Origin of the sequence: Rhodobacter capsulatus, assembly GCF_003254295.1 — a bacterium.
GTDB classification, from domain to species: Bacteria; Pseudomonadota; Alphaproteobacteria; order Rhodobacterales; family Rhodobacteraceae; genus Rhodobacter; species Rhodobacter capsulatus.
On sequence record NZ_QKZO01000002.1, the window covers coordinates 455,562 to 481,730 of the forward strand.

General features: G+C 65.3%; 24 protein-coding genes and 1 tRNA gene. 13 read left to right on the forward strand and 12 right to left on the reverse strand.

The genetic code is table 11. The features are described 5' to 3' along the window. Window positions 1–3 precede the first annotated feature (3 nt). Window positions 4–1,071: a cysteine desulfurase family protein gene (locus tag LY44_RS04550; protein ID WP_055208205.1), complete on the reverse strand. Its 1,068-nt coding sequence runs from the start codon at window positions 1,069–1,071 to the stop codon at window positions 4–6. 120 nt (window positions 1,072–1,191) lie between these two features. After that, window positions 1,192–1,650, reverse strand: coding sequence for a Fe-S cluster assembly transcriptional regulator IscR (gene iscR, locus LY44_RS04555; protein WP_013067607.1), 459 nt, complete (start codon window positions 1,648–1,650; stop codon window positions 1,192–1,194). A gap of 210 nt (window positions 1,651–1,860) precedes the next feature. On the opposite strand from iscR, the gene LY44_RS04560 reads away from it, so the two are divergent. The 4 genes from LY44_RS04560 (at window position 1,861) to LY44_RS04575 (ending at window position 4,668) form a co-directional block, all read left to right on the forward strand. Further along, window positions 1,861–2,520: an alpha/beta hydrolase gene (locus tag LY44_RS04560; RefSeq protein WP_055208203.1), complete on the forward strand. Its 660-nt coding sequence runs from the start codon at window positions 1,861–1,863 to the stop codon at window positions 2,518–2,520. Between the two features lies 1 nt (window position 2,521). Beyond that, complete coding sequence (locus tag LY44_RS04565) at window positions 2,522–2,749, forward strand: hypothetical protein (RefSeq protein WP_055208201.1); 228 nt, start codon at window positions 2,522–2,524, stop codon at window positions 2,747–2,749. Continuing rightward, a complete protein-coding gene (locus LY44_RS04570; protein ID WP_055208199.1) occupies window positions 2,746–3,360 on the forward strand; it encodes an HD domain-containing protein in 615 nt (204 codons plus the stop codon). Before LY44_RS04565 ends, LY44_RS04570 begins: the two co-directional genes overlap by 4 nt. Window positions 3,361–3,453: 93 nt before the next feature. After that, window positions 3,454–4,668: an NADP-dependent isocitrate dehydrogenase gene (locus tag LY44_RS04575; protein WP_055208196.1), complete on the forward strand. Its 1,215-nt coding sequence runs from the start codon at window positions 3,454–3,456 to the stop codon at window positions 4,666–4,668. Between the two features lie 77 nt (window positions 4,669–4,745). On the opposite strand, the gene LY44_RS04580 is transcribed toward LY44_RS04575, so the two are convergent. After that, window positions 4,746–4,982: a hypothetical protein gene (locus LY44_RS04580; RefSeq protein WP_055256358.1), complete on the reverse strand. Its 237-nt coding sequence runs from the start codon at window positions 4,980–4,982 to the stop codon at window positions 4,746–4,748. Between the two features lie 382 nt (window positions 4,983–5,364). Between LY44_RS04580 and LY44_RS04585 the strand changes: the two genes are divergently transcribed. The 4 genes from LY44_RS04585 (at window position 5,365) to typA (ending at window position 8,852) form a co-directional block, all read left to right on the forward strand. Further along, on the forward strand, window positions 5,365–5,982 hold the full coding sequence (locus LY44_RS04585; protein WP_055208191.1) for a YitT family protein: 618 nt from the start codon (window positions 5,365–5,367) through the stop codon (window positions 5,980–5,982). A gap of 39 nt (window positions 5,983–6,021) precedes the next feature. Beyond that, window positions 6,022–6,633 carry a YitT family protein gene (locus tag LY44_RS04590; RefSeq protein WP_055208188.1) on the forward strand — a complete coding sequence of 204 codons (612 nt, stop codon included), beginning with the start codon at window positions 6,022–6,024 and terminating at the stop codon, window positions 6,631–6,633. Further along, entirely contained in the window at window positions 6,633–6,965 is a 333-nt protein-coding gene (locus tag LY44_RS04595; RefSeq protein ID WP_055208186.1) for a DMT family transporter, read from the forward strand. Before LY44_RS04590 ends, LY44_RS04595 begins: the two co-directional genes overlap by 1 nt. Window positions 6,966–7,034: 69 nt before the next feature. Continuing rightward, window positions 7,035–8,852 carry a translational GTPase TypA gene (gene typA / locus LY44_RS04600; RefSeq protein ID WP_055208184.1) on the forward strand — a complete coding sequence of 606 codons (1,818 nt, stop codon included), beginning with the start codon at window positions 7,035–7,037 and terminating at the stop codon, window positions 8,850–8,852. Window positions 8,853–9,025: 173 nt separating this feature from the next. Here the strand turns inward: typA and LY44_RS04605 are convergent, their stop codons facing one another. The 4 genes from LY44_RS04605 to LY44_RS04620 form a co-directional block, all read right to left on the reverse strand. Further along, entirely contained in the window at window positions 9,026–10,102 is a 1,077-nt protein-coding gene (locus LY44_RS04605; protein ID WP_055208930.1) for an ABC transporter ATP-binding protein, read from the reverse strand. A 47-nt stretch (window positions 10,103–10,149) separates the two neighbouring features. Continuing rightward, entirely contained in the window at window positions 10,150–10,956 is an 807-nt protein-coding gene (locus LY44_RS04610; RefSeq protein WP_055208182.1) for an ABC transporter permease, read from the reverse strand. After that, window positions 10,953–11,834, reverse strand: coding sequence for an ABC transporter permease (locus LY44_RS04615; protein WP_055208180.1), 882 nt, complete (start codon window positions 11,832–11,834; stop codon window positions 10,953–10,955). The genes LY44_RS04610 and LY44_RS04615 overlap by 4 nt, the downstream gene beginning before the upstream one ends. A gap of 170 nt (window positions 11,835–12,004) precedes the next feature. Further along, the gene (locus LY44_RS04620; RefSeq protein ID WP_055208177.1) at window positions 12,005–13,414 is read right to left on the reverse strand and encodes an aminotransferase-like domain-containing protein; all 1,410 of its coding nucleotides are present in this window, start codon (window positions 13,412–13,414) and stop codon (window positions 12,005–12,007) included. An 87-nt stretch (window positions 13,415–13,501) separates the two neighbouring features. Between LY44_RS04620 and LY44_RS04625 the strand changes: the two genes are divergently transcribed. Next, window positions 13,502–13,711 (forward strand): DUF1127 domain-containing protein, encoded by a 210-nt coding sequence (locus tag LY44_RS04625; RefSeq protein WP_055208175.1) that lies wholly within the window; start codon window positions 13,502–13,504, stop codon window positions 13,709–13,711. A 72-nt stretch (window positions 13,712–13,783) separates the two neighbouring features. Here LY44_RS04625 and LY44_RS04630 read toward each other — a convergent pair whose 3' ends face one another. The 3 genes from LY44_RS04630 to LY44_RS18220 form a co-directional block, all read right to left on the reverse strand. Next, a complete protein-coding gene (locus LY44_RS04630) occupies window positions 13,784–15,289 on the reverse strand; it encodes a Hint domain-containing protein (protein WP_055208173.1) in 1,506 nt (501 codons plus the stop codon). 128 nt (window positions 15,290–15,417) lie between these two features. Next, entirely contained in the window at window positions 15,418–16,176 is a 759-nt protein-coding gene (locus LY44_RS04635) for a Hint domain-containing protein (RefSeq protein WP_081024312.1), read from the reverse strand. 238 nt (window positions 16,177–16,414) lie between these two features. Further along, window positions 16,415–21,952, reverse strand: coding sequence for a Hint domain-containing protein (locus LY44_RS18220; protein ID WP_055256356.1), 5,538 nt, complete (start codon window positions 21,950–21,952; stop codon window positions 16,415–16,417). 854 nt (window positions 21,953–22,806) lie between these two features. Here LY44_RS18220 and ppk2 point away from each other — a divergent pair. Both ppk2 and LY44_RS04675 read left to right on the forward strand, forming a co-directional pair. Then, window positions 22,807–23,745, forward strand: coding sequence for a polyphosphate kinase 2 (ppk2, locus tag LY44_RS04670; RefSeq protein ID WP_111395960.1), 939 nt, complete (start codon window positions 22,807–22,809; stop codon window positions 23,743–23,745). Next, complete coding sequence (locus tag LY44_RS04675; RefSeq protein WP_055208167.1) at window positions 23,738–24,355, forward strand: TetR/AcrR family transcriptional regulator; 618 nt, start codon at window positions 23,738–23,740, stop codon at window positions 24,353–24,355. The genes ppk2 and LY44_RS04675 overlap by 8 nt, the downstream gene beginning before the upstream one ends. On the opposite strand, the gene LY44_RS04680 is transcribed toward LY44_RS04675, so the two are convergent. Beyond that, window positions 24,352–24,975 carry a LysE family translocator gene (locus tag LY44_RS04680; RefSeq protein WP_081024309.1) on the reverse strand — a complete coding sequence of 208 codons (624 nt, stop codon included), beginning with the start codon at window positions 24,973–24,975 and terminating at the stop codon, window positions 24,352–24,354. The two genes, LY44_RS04675 and LY44_RS04680, sit on opposite strands and share 4 nt — an antisense overlap. 1 nt (window position 24,976) lies before the next feature. Next, window positions 24,977–25,423 (reverse strand): Lrp/AsnC family transcriptional regulator, encoded by a 447-nt coding sequence (locus tag LY44_RS04685; RefSeq protein ID WP_055208165.1) that lies wholly within the window; start codon window positions 25,421–25,423, stop codon window positions 24,977–24,979. A 291-nt stretch (window positions 25,424–25,714) separates the two neighbouring features. Between LY44_RS04685 and LY44_RS04690 the strand changes: the two genes are divergently transcribed. Beyond that, window positions 25,715–25,804 (forward strand) — tRNA-Ser (locus LY44_RS04690). Between the two features lie 137 nt (window positions 25,805–25,941). Beyond that, window positions 25,942–26,169: hypothetical protein (locus tag LY44_RS18115; RefSeq protein WP_211310144.1), on the forward strand; the 228-nt coding region annotated here is incomplete at its 3' end.

Genomic DNA, 26,169 nt, shown 5'->3' on the forward strand with positions numbered 1-26,169 from the left:
GCGTCAGCGCCTTGCGCGGTGCTTTTCATATGCCGCCCGCCATGTGTCGGCAAAGCGCAAGATCTCGTCCCGTCCGATCCCCGGACCCAGCGACACCCGGATCGCAGACCCCGCCTGCTCGTCGGACCAGCCCATCGCGCGCAGCACCTTGCTCGCGCGGACCTTGCCCGAGGAACAGGCCGAGCCCGCCGAGACCGCATGGCCCGCAAGGTCCATGCGCATCACCTGAGTCTCGCCTTTCCAGCCCGGAGCGATCACCGAAAGCGTGTTGGGCAGGACCTGTGGCCGCCCAGCCGTTTCCCCTTCCGGCGTCTCCCATCCCGGAAAATAGACTTCTTTCGTCGGGAATTCCAGTGCCTCTTTTAGAATATCTCTAACTTCCGCAACTTCCGCCCACACGCCCCGTGCCAAGTCGGCCGCCGCCGCCTCGGCCGCGGCGCCGAAACCGGCAATGCCGATGAGGTTTTCCGTGCCCGCGCGCCGCCCCATCTCCTGCCCGCCGCCCTTCAGCAACGACGCAAGCTCCGTGCCACGGCGCAGCACCAGGGCGCCGATGCCCTTCGGCCCGCCCAGTTTATGGGCGGAAATGAAACCGCAGGTGACCCCCAACCAGTTGAAAGCCATGGGCAACTTGCCGAAAGCCTGGGTCAGGTCCGCCGCCCAGAGCCCCGCGGGCAGATCCTGAATCACCCCGGTTTCGGAATTGGCCAGCTGCAGCGTCGCGCGGCCCGGATCGGCCACCGCCACCCGCCCGAAGCCATCGACCGGCAGCGTATCGGCACACCAGGCCGCCACCGCATCATGCTCGATCGCCGCCGCCGCACAGCCCCGACCGGCCAGCGCCAAAGCCGCCGCCTCGGTCGCGCCCGAGGTGAAGACGATATCCGCCCCCTCCGCCCCCAAAGCCGCCGCCACCTGCGCGCGGGCCTTTTCCATCAAGGCCTTGGCAGCGCGGCCCTCGGCATGGACCGAAGACGGATTGCCCCCGACCTCCATCGCCGCAATCATCGCCGCCTTCGCCTCGGGGCGCAGCGGCGTCGTCGCGTTCCAGTCGAGATAAGCCCTCGTCATCAAATCCCCGTCTTGGCGCAGGCCCCGCCCGCGATAAGAGCGTATTTGATCCAAGAAAAAACGCTCGGCTTTTTCTTGGCGCAAATACGCCCTGCCATCAGGCCCGTGATCGGCGCGCGGTCAGTCATCCACCACTGAAAACAGGCTTGGCACCGCAGGGCAAGGCTTCAGACCATTCTTCACCACGTCTTCCAGCGTGGTCTGGTGCAGGAACACGAAGACCTGCGCCGAAAGGCTTTCCCAAAGCCGGTTCGCCAAAGACTGCGCCCGCGAGCCGGAAATCCCGCCCGAGGCCCCCGCCCCCACATGCAGCGCCGAGACCGTCTCGTCGACCGCCTCGAACACTTCGGAAATCCGGATTTCGGCGGGCGTCTTCGCCAGCTTGTAGCCGCCCCCCGGTCCCCGCACCGAGGCGACAAGCCCGGCCCGGCGCAGCCGCACGAAAAGCTGCTCGAGATAGGGCAGCGAAATATCCTGCCGCTTCGAGATTTCCGCCAGCGAGGTCATCTGCCCCGGCCCGACGGTGGCCAGATCGACCAGCGCGACCATCGCATAGCGCCCCTTCGTCGAAAGTTTCATGGTTCCCTCCCGCCAAAGCCAAGCGGTGCATCGGAAACCCCGCCGAAACTGCGGCGAAGCATTGACGACGCGCCTTGGGCCGCTTAACTCGATTGCATCCGAAATCCCGGCATCGTGCCGGGACGTTTTCGTCCTAGGGTCTTGCGGTAAAAGCGTCAAGATTGCGCACCGCCGCAGATCCCCCGAGAACGTTGCAGCAGGCGAGAGAACATGCCCGAAGTGATCTTCCCCGGCCCCGAGGGCCGTCTCGAAGGCCGTTACCATCCGCAGCCCGCCCCCGATGCGCCCATTGCGATCATCCTGCATCCCGATCCGCAATATGGCGGCACGATGAACAACCGCGTTGTCTATAATCTGCATTATGCCTTCCACAAGCTCGGCTTCACCGTGCTGCGCTTCAACTTCCGCGGTGTGGGGCGCAGCCAGGGCGAATATGATCAGGGCATCGGGGAACTCTCCGACGCGGCCTCGGCGCTGGATTATCTGCAGGCGATGAACCCGAATTCGAAGCATTGCTGGGTTGCGGGCTTTTCCTTTGGCGCCTGGATCGGCATGCAGCTGCTGATGCGGCGGCCGGAAATCACCGGCTTCGTCTCGGTGGCGCCGCCCGCCAACATCTACGATTTCTCCTTCCTGGCGCCCTGCCCGTCTTCGGGGCTGATCATCAACGGCAGCGCCGACCGCGTCGCGCCGCCGAAGGACACGGCGACGCTGGTGGGCAAGCTGCGCGAGCAGAAGGGCATCACCATCACCCATCAGGAAGTCGAGGGCGCCGACCACTTCTTCAAGGATGACGAAGCCCATATGAAGCCGATGATCGAGACGGTGCAGACCTATGTCCGCCGCCGCCTGACCGAGGGTTCGCGGTAAGATGGCGCTGACCGAGGATCTCGCCGAGGCGCTCGCTCGCGACGTGATCGCGGCGCAGCGCGATCTGGGCGAAAAGGCCGACCGGCTGTTCATGGAGGTGGGCAATTACATTGGCACCTCCTCGCCCTCGATGCAGGAGGCCTTCATGACCGCCTGCCGCGCCTATATGGCCGCCGACCGCGGCCGCGACTTCTTCGAGGCGCGGCTGAAGGCGCTCAAGGGCGCATGAGCGACGCGGCAAAGGCGGCGGGGCGCCTTGATCAGCTTTTCGCCTTCCTGCTCGAGGCCGAAAAGCTGAAATCGGTCAGCCGCGCGACGCCGATCCACGATGGATCGCGGCGCGAAAACTCGGCCGAGCACAGCTGGACACTGGCGCTTTATGCGCTCGTGCTGGCCGAGGAAGCGGCGCCCGGCGTCGATCCGCTGCGCGCGGTGAAGATGCTTCTGATCCATGATCTGGTCGAGATCGACGTGGGCGATGTGCCGATCCATTCCGCGGGCGGCGCCGCCCATGGCTCGGCCGAGATCCAGAACGCCGAAGCTGCCGCGGCAAAGCGCATTTTCGGGCTTCTGCCCAAGGATTTGGGCGACGATCTTCAGGCGCTTTGGGCGGAATTCGAAGCCGCCGAAACGCCCACCGCGATCTATGCGAAATCGCTCGACCGGGTGCAGCCGGTGCTGTTGAATCAGCTTTCCGGCGGCGGGTCGTGGCTGGACTACGACGTCACCTGGGATCAGCTGCAGACCCGCGTCGGCACCAAGGTCGCCCGCGGCCTGCCCGCCGTCTGGGACTGGGTGCAGGCGAAGATCCGCCCCTGGTTCAGCGCGCGCGGACTCTGATCCGGAAATCGGTATGCAATCGCATACAAGGCTGGTCAAACCCGCGAAAACCCGCTAAAAAGCGGCAACGAGTCACCAAGGCATGAGGGCCCAATGTCGAAGATCAAGGTAGCGAATCCCATCGTCGAGATGGACGGCGACGAGATGACCCGGATCATCTGGGATTTCATCAAGAAGAAACTGATCCTGCCCTATCTCGACATCGATCTGCTTTACTACGATCTCGGCATCGAGGAACGCGACCGCACCAACGACCAGATCACCATCGATTCCGCGCTGAAGACGAAAGAGGTCGGCGTGGCGGTGAAATGCGCCACGATCACCCCCGACGAGGCCCGGGTGGCCGAGTTCAACCTCAAGCAGATGTGGAAATCGCCGAACGGCACGATCCGCAACATCCTCGGCGGGGTGATCTTCCGCGAGCCGATCATCTGCCGCAACGTGCCGCGTCTGGTGCCGGGCTGGACCCAGCCGATCGTGATCGGCCGCCACGCCTTTGGCGATCAATACCGCGCCACCGATTTCCACTTCCCCGGCAAGGGCCAGCTGACGATGAAATTCGTCGGCGAGGACGGCACGGTGATCGAAAAGACGGTCTTCGACGCCCCCGGTGCCGGGGTGGCGATGGGGATGTACAACCTCGACGCCTCGATCATCGACTTCGCGCGGTCGTCGATGAACTACGGCCTGCTCAAGGGCTGGCCGGTCTATCTTTCAACCAAGAACACCATCCTCAAGGCCTATGACGGCCGCTTCAAGGATCTGTTCCAGAAGGTCTACGAGGAAGAATTCGCCGACAAGTTCAAGGCGGCGGGCATCCATTACGAACACCGTCTGATCGACGACATGGTGGCCTCGGCGCTGAAATGGTCGGGCGGCTATGTCTGGGCCTGCAAGAACTACGATGGCGACGTGCAATCCGACACCGTGGCGCAGGGCTTCGGCTCGCTGGGCCTCATGACCTCGGTGCTGATGACGCCCGATGGCAAGATCGTCGAGGCCGAGGCCGCGCATGGCACCGTCACCCGTCACTATCGCCAGCATCAGGCCGGCAAGGAGACCTCGACGAACTCGATCGCCTCGATCTTCGCCTGGACCGGCGGCCTGAAGCATCGCGCGAAGCTTGACGACAACGCGGCGCTGATGACTTTCGCGACGACGCTGGAAAAGGTCTGCGTGCAGACCGTCGAAGATGGCTTCATGACCAAGGATCTGTCGCTGTTGGTCGGGCCCGATCAGAAATGGCTGACCACCATGGGCTATCTGGAAAAGGTCGACGAATATCTGAACAAGGCGCTGGCGGGCTGATCCCCGGCATCTTTTCGAAACTGCAAGGGCCGGGATTTCCCGGCCCTTTTTCAATGCGTTGCGATGCGCTTTGCATGTTACCAGCCGAAATGCGTCCAATGCGGCATCGGCGGCGCGGGCCCGCGCGGCGGCAGGCCGATATCGCGCCGCAAGTGGTCGTCCATCTCGGCAAAACGGGCGGCAAGGCCCCGGTTGCGGTGATGGGTGACAAGCGCGGCCATCAGGCTCAGCAGCACCTGCCGCGGGCCATAGGCTGCAAGCAGCGTTTCAAGATCAAGTCTGAGCGACAGCGCGACGTCGTCGGTTCTGGTCATGTCCTTTCCGGTGCGGGGCACCGGCCTCTGGTTTGGATGGAAAAAGACCGGAACGGGCCGGGGGCCAGACGCAGGCTTGGGGTGATCCGGTCGAAGGTCAGACGTGGTGCCGAGACACCGGGGCGGATGGCTTACGCGAAAACGCGGCTGCCGTTGACTGCGGCTGCGGTTGCCGCAGCGCGAGTGAGCCCGCCGGTTCGGAGGATGGATGCAAAATTCGTCATGATCCGCCCTCCCTGTCTGAATTGCCGGATGCGGCGAAGATGCACGCGCCCCCGAGTCGCGCCAAGAAAAAAGCCGCGCGCCGGGCTTGACACGCGCGGGCCGTGTCCGCGCGGCCACAGCCCCTTGCCCGATGCCGCGGAGCATGAGAAAAGCCCGCATGACCGAAATCATCGCCGAAAACCCCGTCGAACACACGTTGCTGGATGACGCCCAGGGCATCGCCTATGGCACGACCATGGCCGCTTTCGGCATCGTGCTGCTCACCCATCTGGGTCTTGTCACCGGCCAGACCGCGGGGCTTGCGGTCTTGATCAGCTACGCTACCGGCTGGGGCTTCGGGCCGGTCTTCTTCGCGATCAACATTCCCTTTTACTGGTTCGGCTACCGGCGCATGGGGCTTGGCTTCGTGATCAAGACCTTCCTTTCGGTCGCGGCACTCTCGGCACTGGCCGCCTTCCTGCCCGGATATGTCAGCTTCGCCAATGTCAACCCGCTGGTCGGCGCGGTGATCTTCGGCTTTCTCTCCGGCTCCGCCCTGCTCGCCCTTTTCCGTCACGGTGCCAGCCTCGGCGGCGTCGGCATCATGGCGCTTTACCTGCAGGACAAGACCGGCTTTCGCGCCGGCTGGACGCAGCTGATCTTTGACGCCTGCGTCTTCGGCCTGGCCCTGACCTTGCGCGACGGGAAGACCGTCGCGATCTCGGCGCTCGGCGCGCTGGTCATCAACATCGTCATTGCAATGAACCACCGCCGCGATCGCTATATCGCCACCTGATACGTTGACAGGACAGCCCTTCTGACGCATATTCGGGTCATGAGTGTTGACCCATCCCCCCGCCGCTACACCGTGTTCGAGGATGCCCAGGGGCTCGTCCTCGCCTCGGCACAGGCGGCGCTGGGCATTCACCTTCTGCGCGCGGCGGGGCTGGTGACGGGCGGCACCGCGGGCACGGCGCTGATCCTGTCCTACGCCACCGGGCTCAATTTCTCGGCGCTGTTCTTCGGGCTCAACATCCCCTTCTTCGCGCTGGCCTGGTGGGCGCGCGGCCCCGTCTTTTGCGTGAAATCGCTGGTCACCGTCAGCTTCGTCTCGCTCCTGGCCGAGGCGCTCAAACCCGTCCTTGTCCTCGACACCATCCATCCCGCCGCCGCAGCGCTTTTGTTCGGCGTCTCGGCGGGGGTCGGGCTTCTGGGCCTTTTTCGCCATTCCGGCACCTTGGGCGGCGTCTCGATCGTCGCGCTGATCGTGCAGGACCGCTACGGCTGGCGCGCGGGCCATGTGCAGCTCGCCCATGACCTGATCCTTTTCGCTATCGCCAGCCTGATCCTGCCGCTGGACCGCATCGGCTGGTCGCTTCTCGGCGCGCTCGTCCTGAACTTCGTGATCGCCTTCAACCATCGGCGCGACTGGTATATCGTGTCGTGATGAAACCCTATCTCTACCTCCTCATCGCGGTGCTGTTCGAGACCTTCGGCTCCACCTGCCTGCAGGCCTCGCAACAGTTCACCCGGCTCTGGCCGACGCTGGGCGTGATCTTCGGCTTCGGCGTGGCCTTCTGGTTCTTTACCCTCGTGCTGAAATCCCTGCCGCTTGGCATCACCTATGCGCTCTGGTCGGGGATCGGCATCGTGCTGATCACCGCCTCGGGCTGGCTGATCTTTCAACAAAAACTCGACGCGCCCGCGCTTTTCGGCATCGGGCTCATCATCGCGGGCATCGCCGTCATCAACCTGTTTTCATCCGCAGGGCATCCCTGACGCGGTTCTTGCTGGCCAAACGGCTGCTTTTCCCGTAAGGGCAGCACAAATCTCGAACAGGCGGACTTCATGGACATTCGCAATATTGCGATCATCGCACACGTTGACCACGGCAAGACGACCCTCGTCGACAAGCTGCTGGGTCAATCCGGGTCATTCCGGGAAAATCAGGCCGTCGCGGAACGCGCGATGGACTCAAACGACATCGAACGCGAACGCGGCATCACCATTCTGGCCAAATGCACCTCGGTCGAATGGAAGGGCACGCGGATCAACATCGTCGACACCCCCGGCCACGCCGATTTCGGCGGCGAGGTGGAACGGATCCTGAGCATGGTCGATGGCGTCTGCCTGCTTGTTGACGCCGCCGAAGGCCCGATGCCGCAAACGAAATTCGTGACCTCGAAGGCCCTCGCCCTTGGGCTCAAGCCGATCGTCGTCTTGAACAAGGTCGACAAGCCCGCGGCCGAGCCCGACCGCGCCCTGAACGAGGTCTTCGACCTTTTTGCCAACCTTGGCGCCAGTGACGAGCAGCTCGATTTCCCGCATGTCTATGCCTCGGGGATCGGCGGCTGGGCCGACCGCGCGCTTGACGGGCCGCGGCAGGATCTGTCGGCGCTCTTCGATCTGATCCTTGAGCATGTCGAGCCGCCGAAACAGGAATTCCGCGCCGACGAGCCGTTCCAGATGCTTGCCACCACGCTTTCGGCCGACCCGTTCATCGGCCGCATCCTGACGGGCCGCGTCGAGGCTGGGCGCCTCAAGGTCGGTGACACGCTCAAGGCGCTCTCGCGCACCGGCGAGCGGATCGAGCAGTTCCGCTGCACCAAGATCCTCGCCTTCCGCGGCCTGACGCAACAACCGATCGACCTGGCCGAGGCGGGCGACATCGTCACCATCGCCGGCATGACCAAGGCGACCGTGGCCGATACGCTTTGCGCGCTGGAAGTCGAAACCGCGATCCCCTCGCAACCGATTGATCCGCCGACGATTTCGGTCACCTTCGGGATCAACGACAGCCCGCTTGCGGGCCGCGACGGCACCAAGGTGCAATCGCGCGTCATCCGCGAACGGCTGATGAAGGAAGCCGAAACCAACGTCGCGATCCGCGTCGAGGACACGCCCGGCGGCGATGCTTTCGTCGTCTCGGGGCGTGGCGAACTTCAGATGGGCGTCTTGATCGAGAACATGCGCCGCGAAGGCTTCGAGCTGTCGATCTCGCGTCCGCGGGTGATCTTCCGCGAGGAAAACGGCGAACGCATGGAGCCGATCGAAGAGGTCATCGTCGATGTCGATGACGACTATTCGGGCGCGGTGATCGAGAAACTGACCGGGCCGCGCAAGGGCGATCTGGTCGAGATGCGCCCCGCCGGTCACGGCAAGACCCGGATCGTCGCCCATGTGCCGTCGCGCGGCCTGATCGGTTATCAGGGCGAATTCATGACCGACACCCGCGGCAACGGCGTTCTGAACCGCATCTTCCACGGCTGGGCGCCCTACAAGGGCCCGATCCAGGGCCGTCGCCAGGGCGTGCTGATCTCGATGGAGAACGGCGTCTCGGTCGCCTATGCGCTTTGGAACCTCGAAGAACGCGGCAAGCTCTTCATCGGCGCGCAGGAACAGATCTACGAGGGCATGATCATCGGCGAGCATTCGCGCGACAATGACCTCGAGGTGAACCCGCTCAAGGGCAAGAAGCTGACCAACGTCCGCGCCTCGGGCACGGATGAAGCCGTGCGCCTGACGCCGCCGGTGCGGATGAGCCTGGAAGAGGCGATCGCCTATATCGACGACGATGAACTGGTCGAGGTGACGCCGAAGATCGTCCGCCTGCGCAAGCGGCTTCTGGACCCGCACGAGCGCAAACGCGCCTCGCGCTCGGAATAAGACGTCAAAAGGGGGGCACTGCCCCCCTTTTTCATTCGTGCCGAATGAAATTCACCCCCCGAGGTATTTCAAGCAAGATGAAACACTTGCCGCTCAATCTTCATCTTGCTGCAAATACCTCGCGGGGGTGAATTTGCGCAGCAAAGAGGGGGGCGCGAAGCCCCCCTTTTCCGTCAGCGAAACAGCACCAGCGCGCCGGGCGACCAGGCGACGCGCGTGCGCGTGCCCACATCCAGCACCGGGCGGCCGAAGACATTGCGCATCGAAATCCGCACCGGCGTTTCCACCCCGTCAAGCTTGACGTCGTAATAGGTCATGTCGCCGTAATAGACGACTTCGTCGATCACGCCGGGGGAGTCGCGGTCCTGCGGCACCTGCCCCTCGTAAAGGATCGTCAGCGTCTCGGGACGGAACCCCACCGCCGCCTCGCCGCCCTGCGGCCTGGCCGAGGCCTGCTCGTCCGTCACCTCGACCTGACCCAGCCCCGCAACTTCCAGCTGCAGATGGCCGCCGCCCTCGCCCAGCACTTTGGCGGGCAGGAAGTTCATCACGCCGATGAAATCGGCCACCCGACGCGAGGCCGGACGGCGGTAAAGCGTCTCCGGATCGGCGAGCTGCGCGATCTCGCCCTCGAACATCACCGCGATCCGGTCCGACATCACCAGCGCCTCTTCCTGGTCATGCGTCACCAGAACGAAGGTGATCCCCACCTCGCGCTGCAGCTTGATCAGCTCGATCTGCATCTGCTCGCGGATCTTCTTGTCCAGCGCCGAAAGCGGCTCGTCGAGCAGCAGCACCTTGGGCTTGAGGATCAGCGCGCGCGCCAGCGCCACCCGCTGCCGCTGCCCGCCCGAAAGCGCATGCGCCGCCCGCGCGCCATAGCCCTTGAGCCCGACCATCTCCAGCGCCTCTTCCACCGCCCGGGCCTTCTCGGCCTCCGGGCGCGGATCGCGGCGCAGCCCGAAGCCCACGTTCTGCGCCACGCTCAGATGCGGGAAGATCGCATAGCTTTGAAACACCATGTTCGTCGGGCGCTTGTTCGGCGGCACGTCTTCCATGTGCTTGCCGTCGATCAGCACGGCGCCCGAGGAAATATCCTCGAACCCGGCGATGGTGCGCAAAAGCGTGGTCTTGCCGCAGCCCGAGGGGCCCAGCAGCGAGAAGAATTCGCCCTCGCGGATCGTCGCGGTGATGCCGCGCAGCGCGTGGTAATCGCCGTAATATTTGTGCACGCGATCGAATTCGATCATCTTGCGGCGCTGTTCCAGCGGCACTTTCGCGGTGATGACGTTCTGGCTCACAGGAACCCCCCAGTGTCTTTGGCGCCGGTCTTCGCGATGCCGCGGCGGCGGAAATATTCGGCAAGCGTCAGCAGCAGCACCGAGCAGACGACAAGCACGGTGCCAAGCGCCATGATCATCGGGATCTGTTTCGGAAAGCGCAGCTGCGAATAGATATAGGTGGGCAGCGTCGTCTGCTCGCCCGCCAGGAAGAAGGCGATGATGAATTCATCGAGCGAGATGGTGAAAGCCATCAGCGCCGCAGAAATGATCCCGGGCGTCACCAAGGGCAGGATGATCAGCCGGAAGGTCGACCATTTCGTCTCGCCCAGATCATAGGCGGCTTCTTCCAGCGAACGGTCCAGCGAGGAAAACGCCGCGTTCAGAACCGCAATCGCATAGGGCGTCGCCACCAGCACATGGCCGAGGATCACGGTGAAGATCGACATCGGCACGCCAATCGCCAGCAGCACCACCAGAAGCGACACCGCCAGGATGATCTCGGGCAGCACGAGCGGCAGCATGATCAGCCCCATCGCCCCGGCCTTGCCGCGGTAATTGTAGCGCGTGGCCGAGCGCGCGGCAAAGATGCCCAGCGTCGTCGCCAGGATCGCGGTTGAAACGGCGACGATCAGCGAGTTCGTCAGCGCCGTCGCCAGCGACTGGTTCTCGAACATCTGCCCGAACCATTTCAGCGTGAACCCCTTGAGCGGAAAGGCGATCACCGTGCCGTCGTTGAAGGCGAAGACCGGCAGAAGCGCGATCGGCGCATAAAGGAAGGCAAGATAAAGAAAGGCATAGCCTCTCAGACCGGAGAACTTCATTTGCCCCCCCTCAGGAAGCGACGGTTGAGGAACAGGAAGATCAGCGCCACCGCCGACACGACCAGCATGGCCGAAACCGCCACCGCCGCGCCCAGAGGCTTGTTGTCGATCTTCAGCATGTCCTTCTGGATCAGGTTCGCCACCATCGGCAGCTTGCCGCCGCCGATCAGCTCGGGCGTGACATAGTCGCCGATCGTCGGGATGAAGACGATCATCACCGCGCCGATCACCCCGGGCATGGCCAGCGGCAAAGTCACCCGCCAGAAGGTCATCAGCCGACTTTCCCCCAGATCCTGCCCGGCTTCCAGCAGCGAGCGGTCGATCTTTTCCAGACTGACGAAGATCGGCAGGATCGCGAAAGGCGCATAGGCATGGGCCAGCGTGATCGCGATGGCCCCCACCGAATTGAGCATCTGCAGCGGGCTGTCGATGACCCCAAGCCCCATCAGCGTCGAGTTCACCACACCGTTGAAGTTCAAGATCACCTTCCACTGGAACACCCGGATCAGATACGAGGTCCAGAACGGGATGGTGATCAGGAACAGCCAGCGCGACTTGTGCGCCGCGGGCACGTTGAACGAGATGAAATAGGCGATCGGAAAGGCCAGCATCACGGTGACCAGCGTCACCAGCGCCGACACCAGAACCGAGCGCAACAGGATGGTGCGGAAGATCGGGTCCGACCAGGCGTCGATATAGTTCTGCGTGGTGAATTCATGCACCACGACCAGATAGCCGTCCTTGAAAAAGGAATAGGCGACGATGGTCACCAGCGGCGCCGCCAGCAACAGGACTGCATAGATCAGCGTTGGGCTGACCATGAACCAGCCGCTGGCCGCCTCCGAGCGCGCCCACCGCCGGGTTGGAGATACCGACATATTCTATTCTCCCTCAGCGCGTCTCAGGCGCGTTTGGGCCAAATTTGCACAAGGTTTCGGCAGAGGAAAGGGGGACGATGCCCCGGCTTGCCCCTTGCTTCGGGAAAATTCCCGCGAGTGCCCAGCAAAGCGGCAGGATTGCTGTCGCTTTGCAACCGGAACGTGCGGTTTCAGACCGGCAGATCGCGCGGCGGATTCTCCAGCAGCGCCCGCAGTTTCGCGATCGCCCGCATCAGCCGGTCCTCGGGCACGCCGCCCGCCAGCGCAAAACGCACCGCATTCGGCGCATGGCCGTCGGCCAGCACATATTCATCGGCCGAGCGCACCAGCACCCCCTCGGCCTCGGCGACACGCGCGAAGGTCGAGGCCCGCCAGCCCGTCGGCAGCCGCAGCCAGACGAAGCTCAGCCCCGGCTGCCAGGCGATGTCGTGATCCTCCATCGCCTGCACCACCATCTGCAGTCGGCGGCTCATCACCTCCTGCGCGGCGTGGCGCAGCCGCATCGCCTCGCCGCTGGTGAACAGCCGGGTGATGATGTCGGTCACCGGCCGCGGCAGGCCGAAGAAACTGTGCTGCGCCGTCAGCCGCCCGGCCTCGCCCATGCCCTCGGGGGCGATGACGATGCCAAAGCGCATCCCCGCCGAGATCGTCTTCGACAGCGAGGTCACATGCCAGGTCCGCTCCGGCGCGATCATCCGGATCGCCTCCAGCCCCGAGACCGGCGCGGTGTAGCAATCATCCTCGATGATCTGCAGATCATGCTTGCGCGCCACCTCGGCGATGGCCTGCCGACGCCTGTTCGACATCCGCGCCGTGGTCGGGTTCTGCGCATCGGGGGTGACGCAGACCACCTGCCCGCCGTAGCGACGACAGGCGGCATCGAGCGCCTCGGGGATCATCCCCTCGTCATCGAGCTTGACCGGCACCACCTCGGCCCGGCTCAGCCGCGCGGCATGGCGGAAACCGGGATAGGCCAGCTCCTCGCACAGCACCACCGGCCGGTCACCGCGCAGGCAGCATTGCAGCACGATCGAGATGCCGTTCTGCCCGCCATGCGTCAGCACCAGATCATCGGCGCCGATCTGCCCATGCAGCGAGCAATGCGAAAACCAATCGAGCGCCGCCTCGCGGCAATAGCGGTCGCGGCGCAGGCCGGGATATTCCAGATAATGCTCGCCCAGCTCGGTCGCGGCATCGGCCATCGCCTGCGACAGCGCCACCGATTGCCCGACATCGGGCAATTGCGGCGAGCGCAGGTCGATCACCCCATCCGCCGCCGGGTCGGAGAGCGGCTGTTGATAAAGCGATTCCGTCGGCCCCAGCCGGCGCGATTGTGTCGATACAAACGTGCCGCGTCCCACCGCCGCCTCCAGCAGCCCCTCTTGCGTGGCAATCTGATAGGCGCGGGCCACGGTTCCGGGGGTAACCCCCAGTTTCCAAGCCAGATCGCGCACGGTCGGCAGCCGCGATCCGGGCGAAAGATCGCCCCGCCGCACGCCTTCGCGCAGCGCCCGCACCAGCGCCAGATATTTCGGTCCGGATTGCACCGGCAGGTCGGGTTTCCAACTTGTATCAGTCACAATGTTTCCCTCGCGCCGCTTGTGCGGGAATTGTAATCTATTTCTACCAGCAAATATAGAATTGTATCAATACAGAAAAGGTGCCCCATGATCAGCCTCACCCACCCCGTCTCGTCGCTGTCGCGCCGTTCCGCGCAGTCGCCGCTTGCGGTCGTGCTGGGCGCGGTTGCCCGTTGGCGAGATGACCGCCGCGCCCGACTGGCGCTGGCCCGCCTCGACGATCACCTTTTGCGTGACATCGGCCTTGCGCCCAGCGGCGCGGCGAAGCCGCTGCCGTCGCAGTATTCGGCCTTCTGATCCCGAGCGCCGCAGTCCCCTGTCGGCCTCTTCCTGAGGCCGGGTGCATCGCATCCGGCCCTTTTTTTCGTTTCAGGCGGCGTTTCGGCCCAGCAGCACCCGCACCTCATGCGCCTTGAGCGCGCGGCGGGCCGCGGTCCAGCGCCCGCGCGGCAGGTTCTTCTCAAGATCAGGGAAAATCGCCGCCAATTCCGCGCGTTGCGGCGCATCCAGATGGGCGAGCGTGTGGTCGCCGGGCTGAAAGCTTTCGGTCCAGGCGCCATTGGCCCGGATGATCTCATGCGCGTCGAACATCAGATGCAGATAGGTGACCTCGTCGCGCCTTTGCCGGGTGATGCCAGGCTGGCCCAGCATGTGCAGGGCCGCCGCCAGCACCTCGGCCTCGCCGAACAGCAGTTCCGCCCGCGCCCCCGAGATCAGCATCCGGTGCTGCGGGCTCACCAGCATGTCGGCTTCGGGCAGGCCCTCGCCCAGGGCCCCCGCGGCGATCCGCACCGGCTGCAGCTGCGGCGCCGCCGCCAGATCCGCCGCCTTCAGCCGCCGCCGCCCGATCCAGCGGATCGGCTGATAGCCATTGTCGCGCGTCAACACCCGGTCGCCCGGCCGCAGCTTGTCCACCGCCACCCGGCCGCGTTTGGTCTCGATCAGCGTGCCGGGGGTGAAACAGGGCACATTGCGCACAAATTCCACGTTTTCGATGTTGGAAAAGCTGGTCGTCGCGCCGTTCAGCCAGACGATCGTGCCGGATTCGCCCGTGATGACGGTGCGCGACCAGTCGATGTTGTGGCGAAACACATAAAGCGTGTCGACATCGCTGCCGTCGGCATCTTCCGAGCCGATGATCGTGGTGTTTCCGCCCGAGACCACCGAAATCGTGTCCGACCCGGCCCCGCCGTAGATCGTGTCCGCGCCAAGCCCGGTGTTGATCGAATCGTTGCCGTCGCCGCCCAGCACCACATCGTTACCGTCGCCGCCGCTCAGCGTGTCGTTGCCGCTGCCGCCGTCCAGACTGTCATCGCCCGCATCCCCCGTGACAAGGTCATTGCCCGCCCCGCCCAGAACCGTGTCGTCGTCGTCGCCGCCAAACAGGCTGTCATCGCCGCCAAGCCCGCTCAGCAGATCATCGCCGCCATGGCCATAAAAGACGTTGGTGTAGATGTCGTCGCTGCCGGTGCCCTGACCGTCAAATCCGATCAGCGTATCGGCAAAGCCCGACCCGAAGATCCCGTCGATGCCGTTGAGCGCATCGGTTCCCGCCCCGGTGGCCGTGCCCGTGGCCAGATTGACCGAAACCCCGGTGGACGCGTCGGTGTAATCGGCATAATCCATCCCGGAACCGCCCGAGAGCGTGTCATTGCCCGCCCCGCCGTGCAAGGTGTCATTGCCCACGCCCCCCGAGACACTGTCGGCGCCATCGCCCCCATCCAGCGAATCGTTTCCGGCTTCGCCCAGCAACGTGTCGTTCCCGGCCCCGCCGTTGATCAGATCGTCGCCGCCCCGGGCAAGGATCGAATCCGACCACCTGGTGCCGTTAAGCGTGTCGTTTCCATCGGTGCCGTAGATCGTCGCCATCGTCATTCCTGCCCGCCCCGCGCCGGGGACTGGTAAAGAATTCTTCATCAAGATGGCGAATTGGGGCCGAAAGCGCGGCAAAAGCCGCGCGCTATGATGGCAGCACGATGGCCGGGGGCCGGGGGCAAAACCGATCAGGCCGCCGAGCCGATTTCAGCGAAGGGCCGCACCGAAGCAAAGCCGCTGACGCCCTCGGCCGCGATTCCGGGCAAGGCCAAAGCCAGCGCGGCGCGGCAGTCGCTTTCGAGCGCCGCCAGGCTGGCCGCAGTCGGCAGGAAGCTTTCCGACCAGGCGCCATCGGCCAGAACCAGCTCATGATGCGCAAACAGCAGCTGCCAATATTCGACCCCGGCGGCGGCCTGCGGGGTGATGCCCTCCAGCCCGACCAGATCGCGCGCCATCGTCAGGCATTCGCCGCTGTCGCCCCCGCCCGGCAGACAGGTCAGGAAGCGGTGGTTCGGCGACACCAGCATGTCGCGTTCGGGAAGGCCCTGCCCCAGCGCCCCGGCGGCGATTCGCACCGGGCGCAGCAGCGGGTTGAGCCCCAGCGCCTGCCAGCCGAAGCGGCGACGCCCGACCCAGAGCAATTCCTGCAAGCCGCTGTCGCGGGTGATCACCCGCGCCCCCGGCCGCAGCGCCGAAACCGGCATCGGCCCCTGTCCGGTGGCGATCAGGCTTGTGGCAGTGAAACAGGGCACCGCCGCGGCGACCTGCCCGATCTCCAGCGCAAACAGCGGCGCGCCCGCGGCATCGCGGCCTTCGACCCGGCCGCCCAGACCGTCATAGCCATCGAACTGCAGGCGGATCTCGACCATGGAACAGTCGTCCCCCCAGGGCCCGGGGGGGCTGCCAAGGAACGCCGCCCCCTGGGTGAAGTTGCCCGTCGCTATCATCCTGCGCGTCCTGAACCGGAGCCACCGGGGACACCGGACGGCCCCCGCAATCGAGCATACTCCGGAACCCGGCTTGCCAATAGGTTAACGATCCAGAAATTGTCACAATTTGTCGGAACTTTCCGTTTCCCGCCCCGAAACCGGCGCAATGCGCCGCTTTTCCGCCCGCATCCCTGCCGACAGCAAAACGCCCGGGAGTGCCCCCGGGCGCCGCAGTCGTTTCGGCCGAAGCCGGGTCTCAGCGGTGCCTGAGCAGCGCCGCCTCGTGTTTCTTCAGGATCTTGCGCGCCGCGCCATAGCCCTCAAGGCCGTCGCGGCAACGCAGCTCCGGGAACAGTTCCAGGATCTCGGCGCGTTGCGCATTGCCCAGACCCTCCAGCGACTGATCGCCCGGCTGGAAGCTTTCGGTCCAGGCGCCGTTGCCCAGAACCACCTCGTGCCGGTCGAACATGAAGTGGATGTAGCTGGTGCCGAGCGTCTCCACCGGCTTCACGCCGCGGTTGTCGACCAGATGCTTGGCCGCGACCAGAACCTCGTGTTCCTCGAAGTAAAGCGCGGTGCGTTCGTTCGCCACCAGCATCCGGTGGTTCGGCGAGACCAGCATGTCGCGTTCCGGCAGGCCGTTGCCCAGACTGCCCGCCCGGATCAGCACCGGCTTCAGATGCGGCGTCGCCATCAGCTGCGCCCGGGTCAGATCGGTGCGGCCGATCCAGCGGATTTCCTGAATGCCGTTGTCGCGGGTCAGGATCTTGTCGCCTTCGCGCAGCTCTTCGACCAGCCGCTCGCCCTTCGGCGTCGCGATCAGCGTGCCGGGGGTGAAGCAGGGCGGGATCACCTTCTCGATGTTGCGGAAGGTCAGCGAGCCGGTGACATTGCCATGATCGTCGAGGAAACTGACGGTGCCGTTCTCCGGGTTCGTCGGATCGTAGTTGATCCGCAGCGGCCCGGCCGTCGTCAGATCGAGCGTGTCGAAATCGTCGCCACCCTCGTTGCCGTCGATGACATCATGGTTGCCGCCATCGCGGTTGACCACGATGAAGACGTCGCGGTCATCGCCGCCCAACAGCGTGTCGACGCCATCGCCGCCGGTCAGCGTGTCGTTGCCCGCCCCGCCGTCGAGCAGATCCTGGCCCTGACCGCCCGAAAGGCTGTCGTTGCCCGCATCGCCGTAAAGCCGGTCGTCGCCATCGTCGCCGGTGATCGTGTCATCGCCCGCACCGCCGCGGATCGTGTCCTGCCCGGTCCCGCCCGCAGCCAGATCATTGCCCTCGCCGCCGAGGATCGAATCGTCGCCCTCGCCGCCGATCAGCGTGTCATCGCCCGCCCCGCCGTCGAGCGTATCCGAGGCCGCGCCGCCGTCCAGGCTGTCATTCCCCTCGCCACCGATCAGCGTGTCATTGCCCTCGCCGCCCAGCAGCGTGTCATTGCCTGCGCCGCCAGCAAGGCTGTCCGAGGAATTGCCGCCATCAAGGCTGTCGTTCCCCTCGCCGCCAATCAGCGTGTCATTGCCCTCGCCGCCCAAAAGCGTGTCATGGCCCGCGCCACCGTCAAGGCTGTCCGAGGAATTGCCGCCGTCAAGGAGGTCATCGCCCGCGTCGCCCAGCAGCGTGTCGTTGCCGTCGCCGCCGAAGATCGTGTCCTTGCCGTCGCCGCCCAGCACCGAGTCATTGCCCAGGCCCGCCTCGACCAGGTCATCCCCGGTGCCCGCATCCACGGTGTCATTGCCAAGCCCCGAACGGATCGTGTCATTGCCCGCCCCGGCCACGACGCGGTCATCCTGCGAACCGTCGCCCGGGATGATCGCATCATTGTGGTCGATCCTGTCGCCATCGGGATCGCCGGTGTAATCATAGTCGATCAGATCGGCGCCGGCGGTGCCGGTCACGATGCCGTCGCGGTCGCAGATGATCTTCTCGATATTGCTGAAGCTCAGCGTGCCGACGACATTGCCGTGGTCATCAAGGAATTGCACCGTGCCGTTTTCGGGATTGTTCGGGTCATAGAGGATGTTCGTCCGACCCGCCCCGGTCAGGTCGAGCGTGTCGTAATCGTCGCCGCCCTCGTTGCCGTCGATGACATCGCCCGCGCCCGCCGCAGCACTGGCCACGACGAAGGTGTCGCGATCATCGCCGCCCGAGATCTGGTCGGCCCCCGCGCCACCGATGAGGCTGTCGTTGCCGGTGCCGCCGAAGATCGTGTCCTCGTCGATGCCGCCGTCGATCGTGTCATTGCCGGCATCGCCGTAAAGCAGGTCGTCGTCATCCTCGCCATAGATGACATCATTGCCGTCGCCGCCATGGATCGTGTCCATGCCGTTGTTCTGCACCAGATCGGTGGCGTCGGGGATGTTGATGATGTCGGGCACGGTCGGGCCAAGGCCGCCGTAGATGATGTCATTGCCCGCGCCGCCATCGACCACGTCCGAGCCCTCGCCCGAGGTGATCGTGTCATCGCCCTCGCCGCCCAGAATGGTGTCGGCATCGACGCCCGCGTCGATCACGTCATTGCCCGCGCCGCCGTCGATGCTGTCGGCATCGTCGCCGGTCAGGATCGTGTCATGGCCCGCGCCGCCCAGCACGGTGTCGCGGTCGTCGTTCGGGTCGGGGTCGCGCGGCAGATAGCCCGGATAGCCCAGATCCGACAGCGCCTGATCGTTGCGGGTGTTGATGTAGTCGTTGCCGTCGCCGCCTTCGGCCCGGTCGGAGCCAAGGCCGGTGGTGATGCTGTCATCGCCCGCCCCGCCCTGGGCGGTGTCATTGCCCGCGCCGCCTTCCAGCGTGTCATTGCCAAGCCCGCCGATCAGCAGATCGTCGCCCTTGCCGCCCACCGCCAGATCGGCGTCGTCGCCGCCGTCCAGCGTGTCATTGCCGTCGCCGCCGCGCAGCGTGTCGGCGCCGCCCTCGCCCGAAAGGCTGTCGTCGCCCGCGCCGCCATCGACGGAATCATTCCCGCTGCCCGCGGTCACGGTGTCGTCGCCCAGACCCGCCAGCACGGTATCATTGCCCGCGCCCGCGCGGATGCGGTCATCGTTCGGTGCGTCGCCCGGCAGGATCGCGTCATTGCCGTCGACCCGGTCGCCCTGCGGATCGCCGGTATAGCCGGTGTCGATCAGATCATCGCCCGCGGTGCCGTCGACATAGCCGTCGCGCGGATCGGCGCCGACGGTGACGGTGACGATCGCGGTATCGGTGCCGCCATGGCCGTCCGAGACGGTGTAGGTGATCGTGGCATCGCCCGTGAAACCGGTCTCCGGGGTGAAGGTGATGGTGCCGTCGGCATTCACCGTGACGGTGCCGTTCGGGCTGGAAGCGCCGGTCACCGTCAGCGTGTCGCCGTCGATATCGGTGTCATTGGCCAGAACCGGCACGGTGACCGCGGTCTGGAAAGCCGTTGCCGCGCTGTCGTTCACCGCATCGGGGGCATCGTTCAGCGGGGTGACGGTGACATTCACCGTCGCGGTGTCGGTCAGCCCGGCCGGATCGCGCACCGTATAGGTGATGGTGTCGGGGCCGTTATAATTGGCGTTGGGCACATAGGTCAGCGTGCCATCGGCATTCACCGTCACCGTGCCATGCAGCGCGGTGGCGCCGGTCACCGTCAGCGCGTCGCCATCGGGGTCGGTGTCATTGGCCAGAACGGCGATCGTCTTCGTGCCGTCCTCGGCGACGGTGGCGCTGTCGTTCACCGCATCGGGGCGGTGGTTGACGTCATCGCCCACGATGGTCTCGATCTCCGTGAAGTCGAGCGCGCCGGTCACGTTGCCATCGGCATCGAGGAATTCGACGGTGCCGTTGTAGCCGTTGCCGTTGCTGTCGACGGTCCGGTTGATCACGCGCCAGTCGCCCTGGCCGCGGATGTCGAGCGTGTCGTGATCGTCGCCGCCCGCGCCGCCGTCGATCGTGTCGCCCGCGCCGCCATGGATCACGTCGCGGTCGTCGCCCGCCAAGATCCGGTCATTGCCCGCGCCACCGCTGATGACGTCATTGCCGCCCTGACCCAGGATCGTGTCATCGCCCTCGCCGCCCGAGAGCGTGTCATCGCCCGCCTCGTCCGCCTCGATCGCCGGAACGGTGGTGCAGGTCAGGTCGGTCACGGTGATCGCCTGATCCGAGGCGCCGCCGTTGTTGTAATCGATCTCGATCCGCGCCACGACGCCATCGATCCGCACCAGCACCGAGCCGCTGGCCGAGGCGGGCGAGAGCGACCCGCCAGTGTCCAGATCATGGCCGGTGACGGTGCCGTTCGCCAGCGTCTGCCCGCCTTCCGGCGTATAGGTGACGTTCAGCAGATTGCCCTGCGCGTCATAGGCGCGGACGGTGACGATGTCCTGATGGAAATCGCCGTTCGGGCCGATGTCGATGTCGTTGATGCGGAAGCTGACATCGGTCACCGCCGAGGCGTAATCGGCATTGGTCGAGGTGAAGTTCAGCGCGGTGGTCGAAGTGTCGCCCGTGCCGCCATTGCCGTAAAGCTGCAGCCCGCCCGCGCCGTTCAGCCCGTCGCCCGCCTCGACATATTGCGCCGCATTGGTCGAGGTCGCGGTGGCGCCGCGGGTCTGGTCGGTGAAGCCGAAAGTCACCCGCACGCCGCCCATGTCATAGGACGCGCCGTTGACGATCTCGCCGCAATTCTGGCTGAAGCGCTGCCAGTCCATCGTCAGATCGACGGGGGCGGCGCCGCTGTCCAGATCGCCGTCGCCCTCGATATAGTCGTTGCCCGCGCCGCCCTCGATGCTGTCGTCATCGGCGCCGCCGTAAAGGCTGTCATCCGAGCCCATGCCCAAGATCGTGTCGTCGCCGTCCATGCCGTGAAAGACGTTGGTATAGCTGTCCGAGGCCGAGGTGCCCTGATGGTCGAAGCCGACAAGGCTGTCGTTGAACTCCGAACCGATCACGCCATCGATGCCGCCGCCGATCACGTCGCCCGTCGCATCGCCGCCCGAAAGCGCCCCGGTGCCCAGATTGACATTCACCGCGGCGCCGGACTTCGAATAGTCGATGACATCAAGCCCGTTGCCACCGTGGAACGTGTCATTGCCCGCGCCGCCGACGAACGTATCGTCGCCATTGCCGCCGTAAAGCAGGTCATTGTCGGCGCCGCCGTCGATCAGGTCGTTGCCGTCCTCGCCGTGCACCGTGTCGGCCGCCGCGCCCGACCGGATCGTGTCATTGCCCGCGCCCGCCATCACGCTGTCGGCATGGCCGCCGCGATAGTCATTGGCGTCGATCCTGTCGCCTTCGGGGTCGCCGGTGTAGCCCGTGTCGATCAGATCGGCGCCCGCGGTGCCCTCGACGATGCCGTCAAGCGTCGGATAGGTCGCCAGCGCGGAATAGGGAACCGAGGGGCAGTTGTCGGTGCAGGACACGACCCTGTAGCTGACCCCCGTCTGCAGCGGCGCCGAAGACACGATGCCGACCATGTCATTGTCTGCCATTTCAAAGGCATAGACGGTGATGTAACCCGAAGGATCGGTGCAACCGGTGGGGCAGACGGTATAGGCATATTCGGGGGTGATGCGGCCCGAGGACGGCCCGTAGCTTGACCCTTCAAGGGTTTCGCTCGAGTTCAGCGTCTGGTCGCCGTCGCCGTCGTTGAAATAGCTGTCATTGTCGCGCACGGTGATCTGGTTGACCGTCGCGCCCGTGCCGATGGTGAAGGTCGCACCCGCGGCAGTGCTCAGCCCGGAGGCGCTGTCGGCGAAAAGACCCGCTTTCGAAGAGGTGATGTTCGACAGATCCCACGCGAAAATCGTGCGGTCGCTGAAAGTATAGGTCATGGCAGCCTCTCCTTACCCCGATTGGCGAAGACAATGCCCCGCAAGCCTTGAAAGTTCGGCCCTGCCCCGCGCAGCGCCCGTCACTCGTCACCGGCGGAAAACCCACCTGAAAAGACGCGACATTTTCACGCGGTCGGGCTGGAGCAGGATGCACGGGACGGCCCGCCAAAACGGCGGTTTTCAGTTCCCTTGCTTCGCGGTCGTTTCGGGATGGCAGATCACCCCGGTCACGGCAGCACCACTTCAGCCGTCCCGAGCATCCGAAGATGTCGAACGTCCTCGACCGCCCCCACGGCCGAGGCCCAACACGGGCTCTTACGTGATACCAAGAGGCCGGGCTTCGGGGAACGGGAATCTGCCGCAATCTTGCCCTGATTTTTCCCCGATCCCTCCCCGCTTGCCCGATTGCCGCCGCGATTTCGCACCCCGCCTGCCGCGATTGTTTCCGCACCCCCGCAACGGGGGCGCCGAGAGGCCGGAAAAATAGCTAAAATTCGTCCTGTTTACCAAGCGTTAACCCTGCCCCGCGACGCGGGTTCCGGGGCGGCGGAGGGGCGCTTGCGATCCGGCGTTTCCGGATTGGCGACAATCCGGCGCCGCGCGCGTTTCCGATCCGGCATCATTCTTCGGCCCCCGCCGGAACAATGGCGGCCGCGTCATTGTTCCGCCAATGCGACCAAAGCGGGCGAAACCGCCACTTTGTTCGCCAATGCGCCGCGGATGTGACGAATCACATTTTAGGCACCGGAACGGGCCGACTCGCGCCGCCGGGCGGCCGCGCCCGGGCGGCTGCGTCTTTGCCTCCGGCTTGCGGGCCGCTATAGTGAAAGCGCTTCACATTCAAAGGGCGGCGCATGGGCAAGGATCACGACACCTCGGACAAGACCGACCTCGGGGATGCGGCCGGACAGCGGACCGGTTTTCCCGATCTGCCCTTCGTCGGCGAAATCACCAGATTCCTGCGCCATGACGCCCCCGAAAGCCTGCGCCGGGCGCTTGAGACGGCGAAACCCGACGAGATCCTCTCGGCCTCTTTCCCCTATCGCGCGGAGCTGGCGAAAAAGGCCTATGAGGCGCAGATGCGGCCGCTGCAGGTCGAGCTGGTGAAGATGAGCTGGGGGCTGAAACAGGACGGGCGGCGGCTGGTGGTGCTGTTCGAGGGCCGCGACGCCGCGGGCAAGGGCGGCACGATCGAACGGCTGCGCGAGAATCTGAACCCGCGCCAGGCCAATATCGTCGCCCTGCCCACGCCGACCGAGCGCGAACAGGGCCAGTGGTATTTTCAGCGTTACGTGGAGCGGCTGCCCGCGGCGGGGGAAATCGCGCTGTTCGACCGCTCGTGGTACAACCGTGGCGTGGTCGAGCATGTCTTCGGCTTTTGCACCGCCGAACAGCGCACGCATTTTTTTGCCCAGCTGCCCGGCTTCGAGAAGATGCTGGTCGAGGAGGGGATCGTGCTGGTCAAGCTCTGGCTCTCGGTCGACCGCGCCGAGCAGCTCAAGCGCTTCCTCGACCGCGAGCAGGATCCGCTCAAGCAATGGAAGCTGAGCTGGATCGACGTCGAGGGGCTGCGGAAATGGGATGCCTATACGGTTGCCATCGCGGAAACGCTGCGCCGGTCCGACACCGCGGCGGCGCCCTGGACGGTGATCCGCTCCGATGACAAATACCGCGCCCGCATCGCCGCGATCCAGACCGTGCTGGGCGCGCTCGATTATCCGGGCAAGGACCGGGCGGCGATCGGCACGCCCGATCCGCTGATCTGCGGGGGCATCGATCACATCGATGGCTAAGGCGGGATACCATCACGGCAACCTCCGCCAGGCATTGGTCGAGGCGGCGCTGGCGCTGATTGCCGCGCGCGGCGCGCAGGGCTTCACCCTGTCGGAAGCCGCCAAGGAGGCGGGCGTCACCCCCGCCGCGGTCTATCGCCACTTTGCCGGGCGCGAGGATCTGATCGCCGAATGCGCGCGCCAGGGCTATGCGATCTTCGCCGATCTGATGGAGCATGCCTGGAACGGCGGGGCGCCCTCGGCGCTCTCGGCCTTTGGCGCGACGGGGCGGGCCTATCTCGCCTTCGCGCGGAAATTTCCCGGCCATTACATGGCGATGTTCGAAAGCGGCCTGAGCCCCAACCGCTCGCCCGACCTGGCCGCAGGCATGGCGCGGGCCGAGGCGGTGGTGCTGAAGGCGACGCAGGCGCTCTCGGCCCATATCCCCGAGGGGCGCCGCCCGCCGCCCACGATGGTGGCGGCGCATGTCCGCGCGCTCTCTCACGGGGTCGTCGAGCTTTACGCCCGCGCAGCCCCCGGCACGCAATCGCCCTTCTCGCCCGAGGATCTGCTGGAAAGCGGCATCGGCGTCTATCTGCGCGGGCTTGGCCTGATCGCCCCCGACAGTTAGAAGATCGACGCGAAAGCCCAAAGGCCGAAGCCCGCCATCGTCAGGCTGGAGACCCGCGCCGTCCAGAGCGCGAAGGCGGGCGGCAGCCGGTGATGAGCCGCCGCGACCAGCCCCGAGAGGAACGCCCACCAGCCGATCGAGCCCAGAAACACCCCCGCGACAAGGGCGGCGATGGCCAGCCCCGATCCGGTCTGCGCCAGGCCCAGCCCGGCGAAGATCGCCGCGAACAGAAGGATCGTCGGCGGGTTGGTGATCGTCAGCCCATAGGTGACAAGGGCGGTGCGCCACAGGCTGCGCGCCTCGGGGATCTTCGCCGCCACGGGCTCGTCCGCCTGCCCGCGCGGCCAGCCGCGCCAGGCCAGACCCATCAAAAACGCCCCGCCGATCAGGCCCAGCGGCAAAGCGATGCGCTCGACCAGATCCTGGAAGACGGCGAAGCCGAGGGCGGCACCGGTGGCAAAGGTCAGATCGGCCAAGGCCGTGCCCAGCCCCCCCGCGACACCGGCCCAGAAGCCGCCCGCCAGCGTGCGCTGGATGCACAAAGCCCCCATCGGCCCGATCGGCGCGGCGATCGCCAGCCCGATGAACAGCCCTTTTCCGAACAGCACAAGCGCTTCCATTCTATCTCCTGTAGCGAAACGGCGGCTCGACCACGGTCGAAAGCGCCAGCATGGTTTCGGTCCGCGCGATCCAGCCCGCCCGTTTCAGCGCGACCAGAAATTCCTCGACCGCGACCAGCGAGGCGACGCGGATCTGCACCAGATAGGACCAGCCGCCGGTGACATGATGACAGGCGGTGACGGCGGTGTTTTCGGCGATGGCGGCGCGAAAGGCGGCCTCGTCGATGCCCTCGGCCAGCGCGATCCAGACGAAGGCGGCGACCGGCAGGCCGACCGCCTCGGGGTCGACATCGGCGCGCGTGCGGCGCAAGACGCCGCGTTCGATCAACCGCCGCAGCCGGTCATTGACCGCCGAGGGCGAAAGCCCCACCCGCGCGCCCAGCTGCGCCATCGACTGCCGCGCATCCTCGCCCAGCAGCGCGCAAATCTTTCTGTCGATCTCGTCCATGATGCCGATCTGTCCGCCCAAATGGCTGTTAAGCAGGATATTCGACGAAGCGAAGCGGATTTCAACGGACAATTTTCGGCTTGCGGATATCATCCAGCGCCGCAGGGTTTGGCCGTGCCCCCGCCGGATGGGATCCGGTTTCCGCCCCGCAGGCCAACTGCCGCGGGGATTTCCGGTCCCCGGAACCGGCAGAAATAGGCGCGGACGAAAAAGTTTGTCCGGGGATGCAAAAACCGGTTGCAGCCCTCCGATGCTGACGTTAAACACCCGCCTCACGACGACCCCTGATGCGGAGAGGTGGCAGAGTGGTCGATTGCGGCGGTCTCGAAAACCGTTGACCCTGCAAGGGGTCCGAGGGTTCGAATCCCTCCCTCTCCGCCATTCACAATCATTTGAAGTTAGTCAAGCCCTTGATCCGCGAGGGCTTTTCCATTTCCGCCCCCTTGCGACGCCCATTTCTGCTATACATTTTGCAATACAATTTGTGATACACTCGCCCAAAGCACTTGGGGGAGAAGATGGCAATCACCACGCGCGATGGTTCGGTCAAAGGAACGCTCTACCTCTACCGGCGCGTTCCGAAACGCTATGCCTCGGGTGCTCTTGATCGCCTTCGGCGCGTTATGGGCGTCATAAAGTGTCACCCGACAAAAACACCCGGTACATCGGACAAAAACCGGGAACAGCTGGGAATAGCCGGTAACAGACGATTTGTGTCGATAGATCATAGCGTTATGATTGCTATG

What these genes read in the sequence shown, in the direction of transcription:
- LY44_RS04550 (WP_055208205.1), bottom strand. Translation starts at nt 1,071, where the DNA reads ATGACGAGGGCTTATCTCGACTGGAACGCGACGACGCCGCTGCGCCCC.
- iscR (WP_013067607.1), bottom strand. Translation starts at nt 1,650, where the DNA reads ATGAAACTTTCGACGAAGGGGCGCTATGCGATGGTCGCGCTGGTCGAT.
- LY44_RS04560 (WP_055208203.1), top strand. Translation starts at nt 1,861, where the DNA reads ATGCCCGAAGTGATCTTCCCCGGCCCCGAGGGCCGTCTCGAAGGCCGT.
- LY44_RS04565 (WP_055208201.1), top strand. Translation starts at nt 2,522, where the DNA reads ATGGCGCTGACCGAGGATCTCGCCGAGGCGCTCGCTCGCGACGTGATC.
- LY44_RS04570 (WP_055208199.1), top strand. Translation starts at nt 2,746, where the DNA reads ATGAGCGACGCGGCAAAGGCGGCGGGGCGCCTTGATCAGCTTTTCGCC.
- LY44_RS04575 (WP_055208196.1), top strand. Translation starts at nt 3,454, where the DNA reads ATGTCGAAGATCAAGGTAGCGAATCCCATCGTCGAGATGGACGGCGAC.
- LY44_RS04580 (WP_055256358.1), bottom strand. Translation starts at nt 4,982, where the DNA reads ATGACCAGAACCGACGACGTCGCGCTGTCGCTCAGACTTGATCTTGAA.
- LY44_RS04585 (WP_055208191.1), top strand. Translation starts at nt 5,365, where the DNA reads ATGACCGAAATCATCGCCGAAAACCCCGTCGAACACACGTTGCTGGAT.
- LY44_RS04590 (WP_055208188.1), top strand. Translation starts at nt 6,022, where the DNA reads ATGAGTGTTGACCCATCCCCCCGCCGCTACACCGTGTTCGAGGATGCC.
- LY44_RS04595 (WP_055208186.1), top strand. Translation starts at nt 6,633, where the DNA reads ATGAAACCCTATCTCTACCTCCTCATCGCGGTGCTGTTCGAGACCTTC.
- typA (WP_055208184.1), top strand. Translation starts at nt 7,035, where the DNA reads ATGGACATTCGCAATATTGCGATCATCGCACACGTTGACCACGGCAAG.
- LY44_RS04605 (WP_055208930.1), bottom strand. Translation starts at nt 10,102, where the DNA reads ATGATCGAATTCGATCGCGTGCACAAATATTACGGCGATTACCACGCG.
- LY44_RS04610 (WP_055208182.1), bottom strand. Translation starts at nt 10,956, where the DNA reads ATGAAGTTCTCCGGTCTGAGAGGCTATGCCTTTCTTTATCTTGCCTTC.
- LY44_RS04615 (WP_055208180.1), bottom strand. Translation starts at nt 11,834, where the DNA reads ATGTCGGTATCTCCAACCCGGCGGTGGGCGCGCTCGGAGGCGGCCAGC.
- LY44_RS04625 (WP_055208175.1), top strand. Translation starts at nt 13,502, where the DNA reads ATGATCAGCCTCACCCACCCCGTCTCGTCGCTGTCGCGCCGTTCCGCG.
- LY44_RS04630 (WP_055208173.1), bottom strand. Translation starts at nt 15,289, where the DNA reads ATGACGATGGCGACGATCTACGGCACCGATGGAAACGACACGCTTAAC.
- LY44_RS04635 (WP_081024312.1), bottom strand. Translation starts at nt 16,176, where the DNA reads ATGATAGCGACGGGCAACTTCACCCAGGGGGCGGCGTTCCTTGGCAGC.
- LY44_RS18220 (WP_055256356.1), bottom strand. Translation starts at nt 21,952, where the DNA reads ATGACCTATACTTTCAGCGACCGCACGATTTTCGCGTGGGATCTGTCG.
- ppk2 (WP_111395960.1), top strand. Translation starts at nt 22,807, where the DNA reads ATGGGCAAGGATCACGACACCTCGGACAAGACCGACCTCGGGGATGCG.
- LY44_RS04675 (WP_055208167.1), top strand. Translation starts at nt 23,738, where the DNA reads ATGGCTAAGGCGGGATACCATCACGGCAACCTCCGCCAGGCATTGGTC.
- LY44_RS04680 (WP_081024309.1), bottom strand. Translation starts at nt 24,975, where the DNA reads ATGGAAGCGCTTGTGCTGTTCGGAAAAGGGCTGTTCATCGGGCTGGCG.
- LY44_RS04685 (WP_055208165.1), bottom strand. Translation starts at nt 25,423, where the DNA reads ATGGACGAGATCGACAGAAAGATTTGCGCGCTGCTGGGCGAGGATGCG.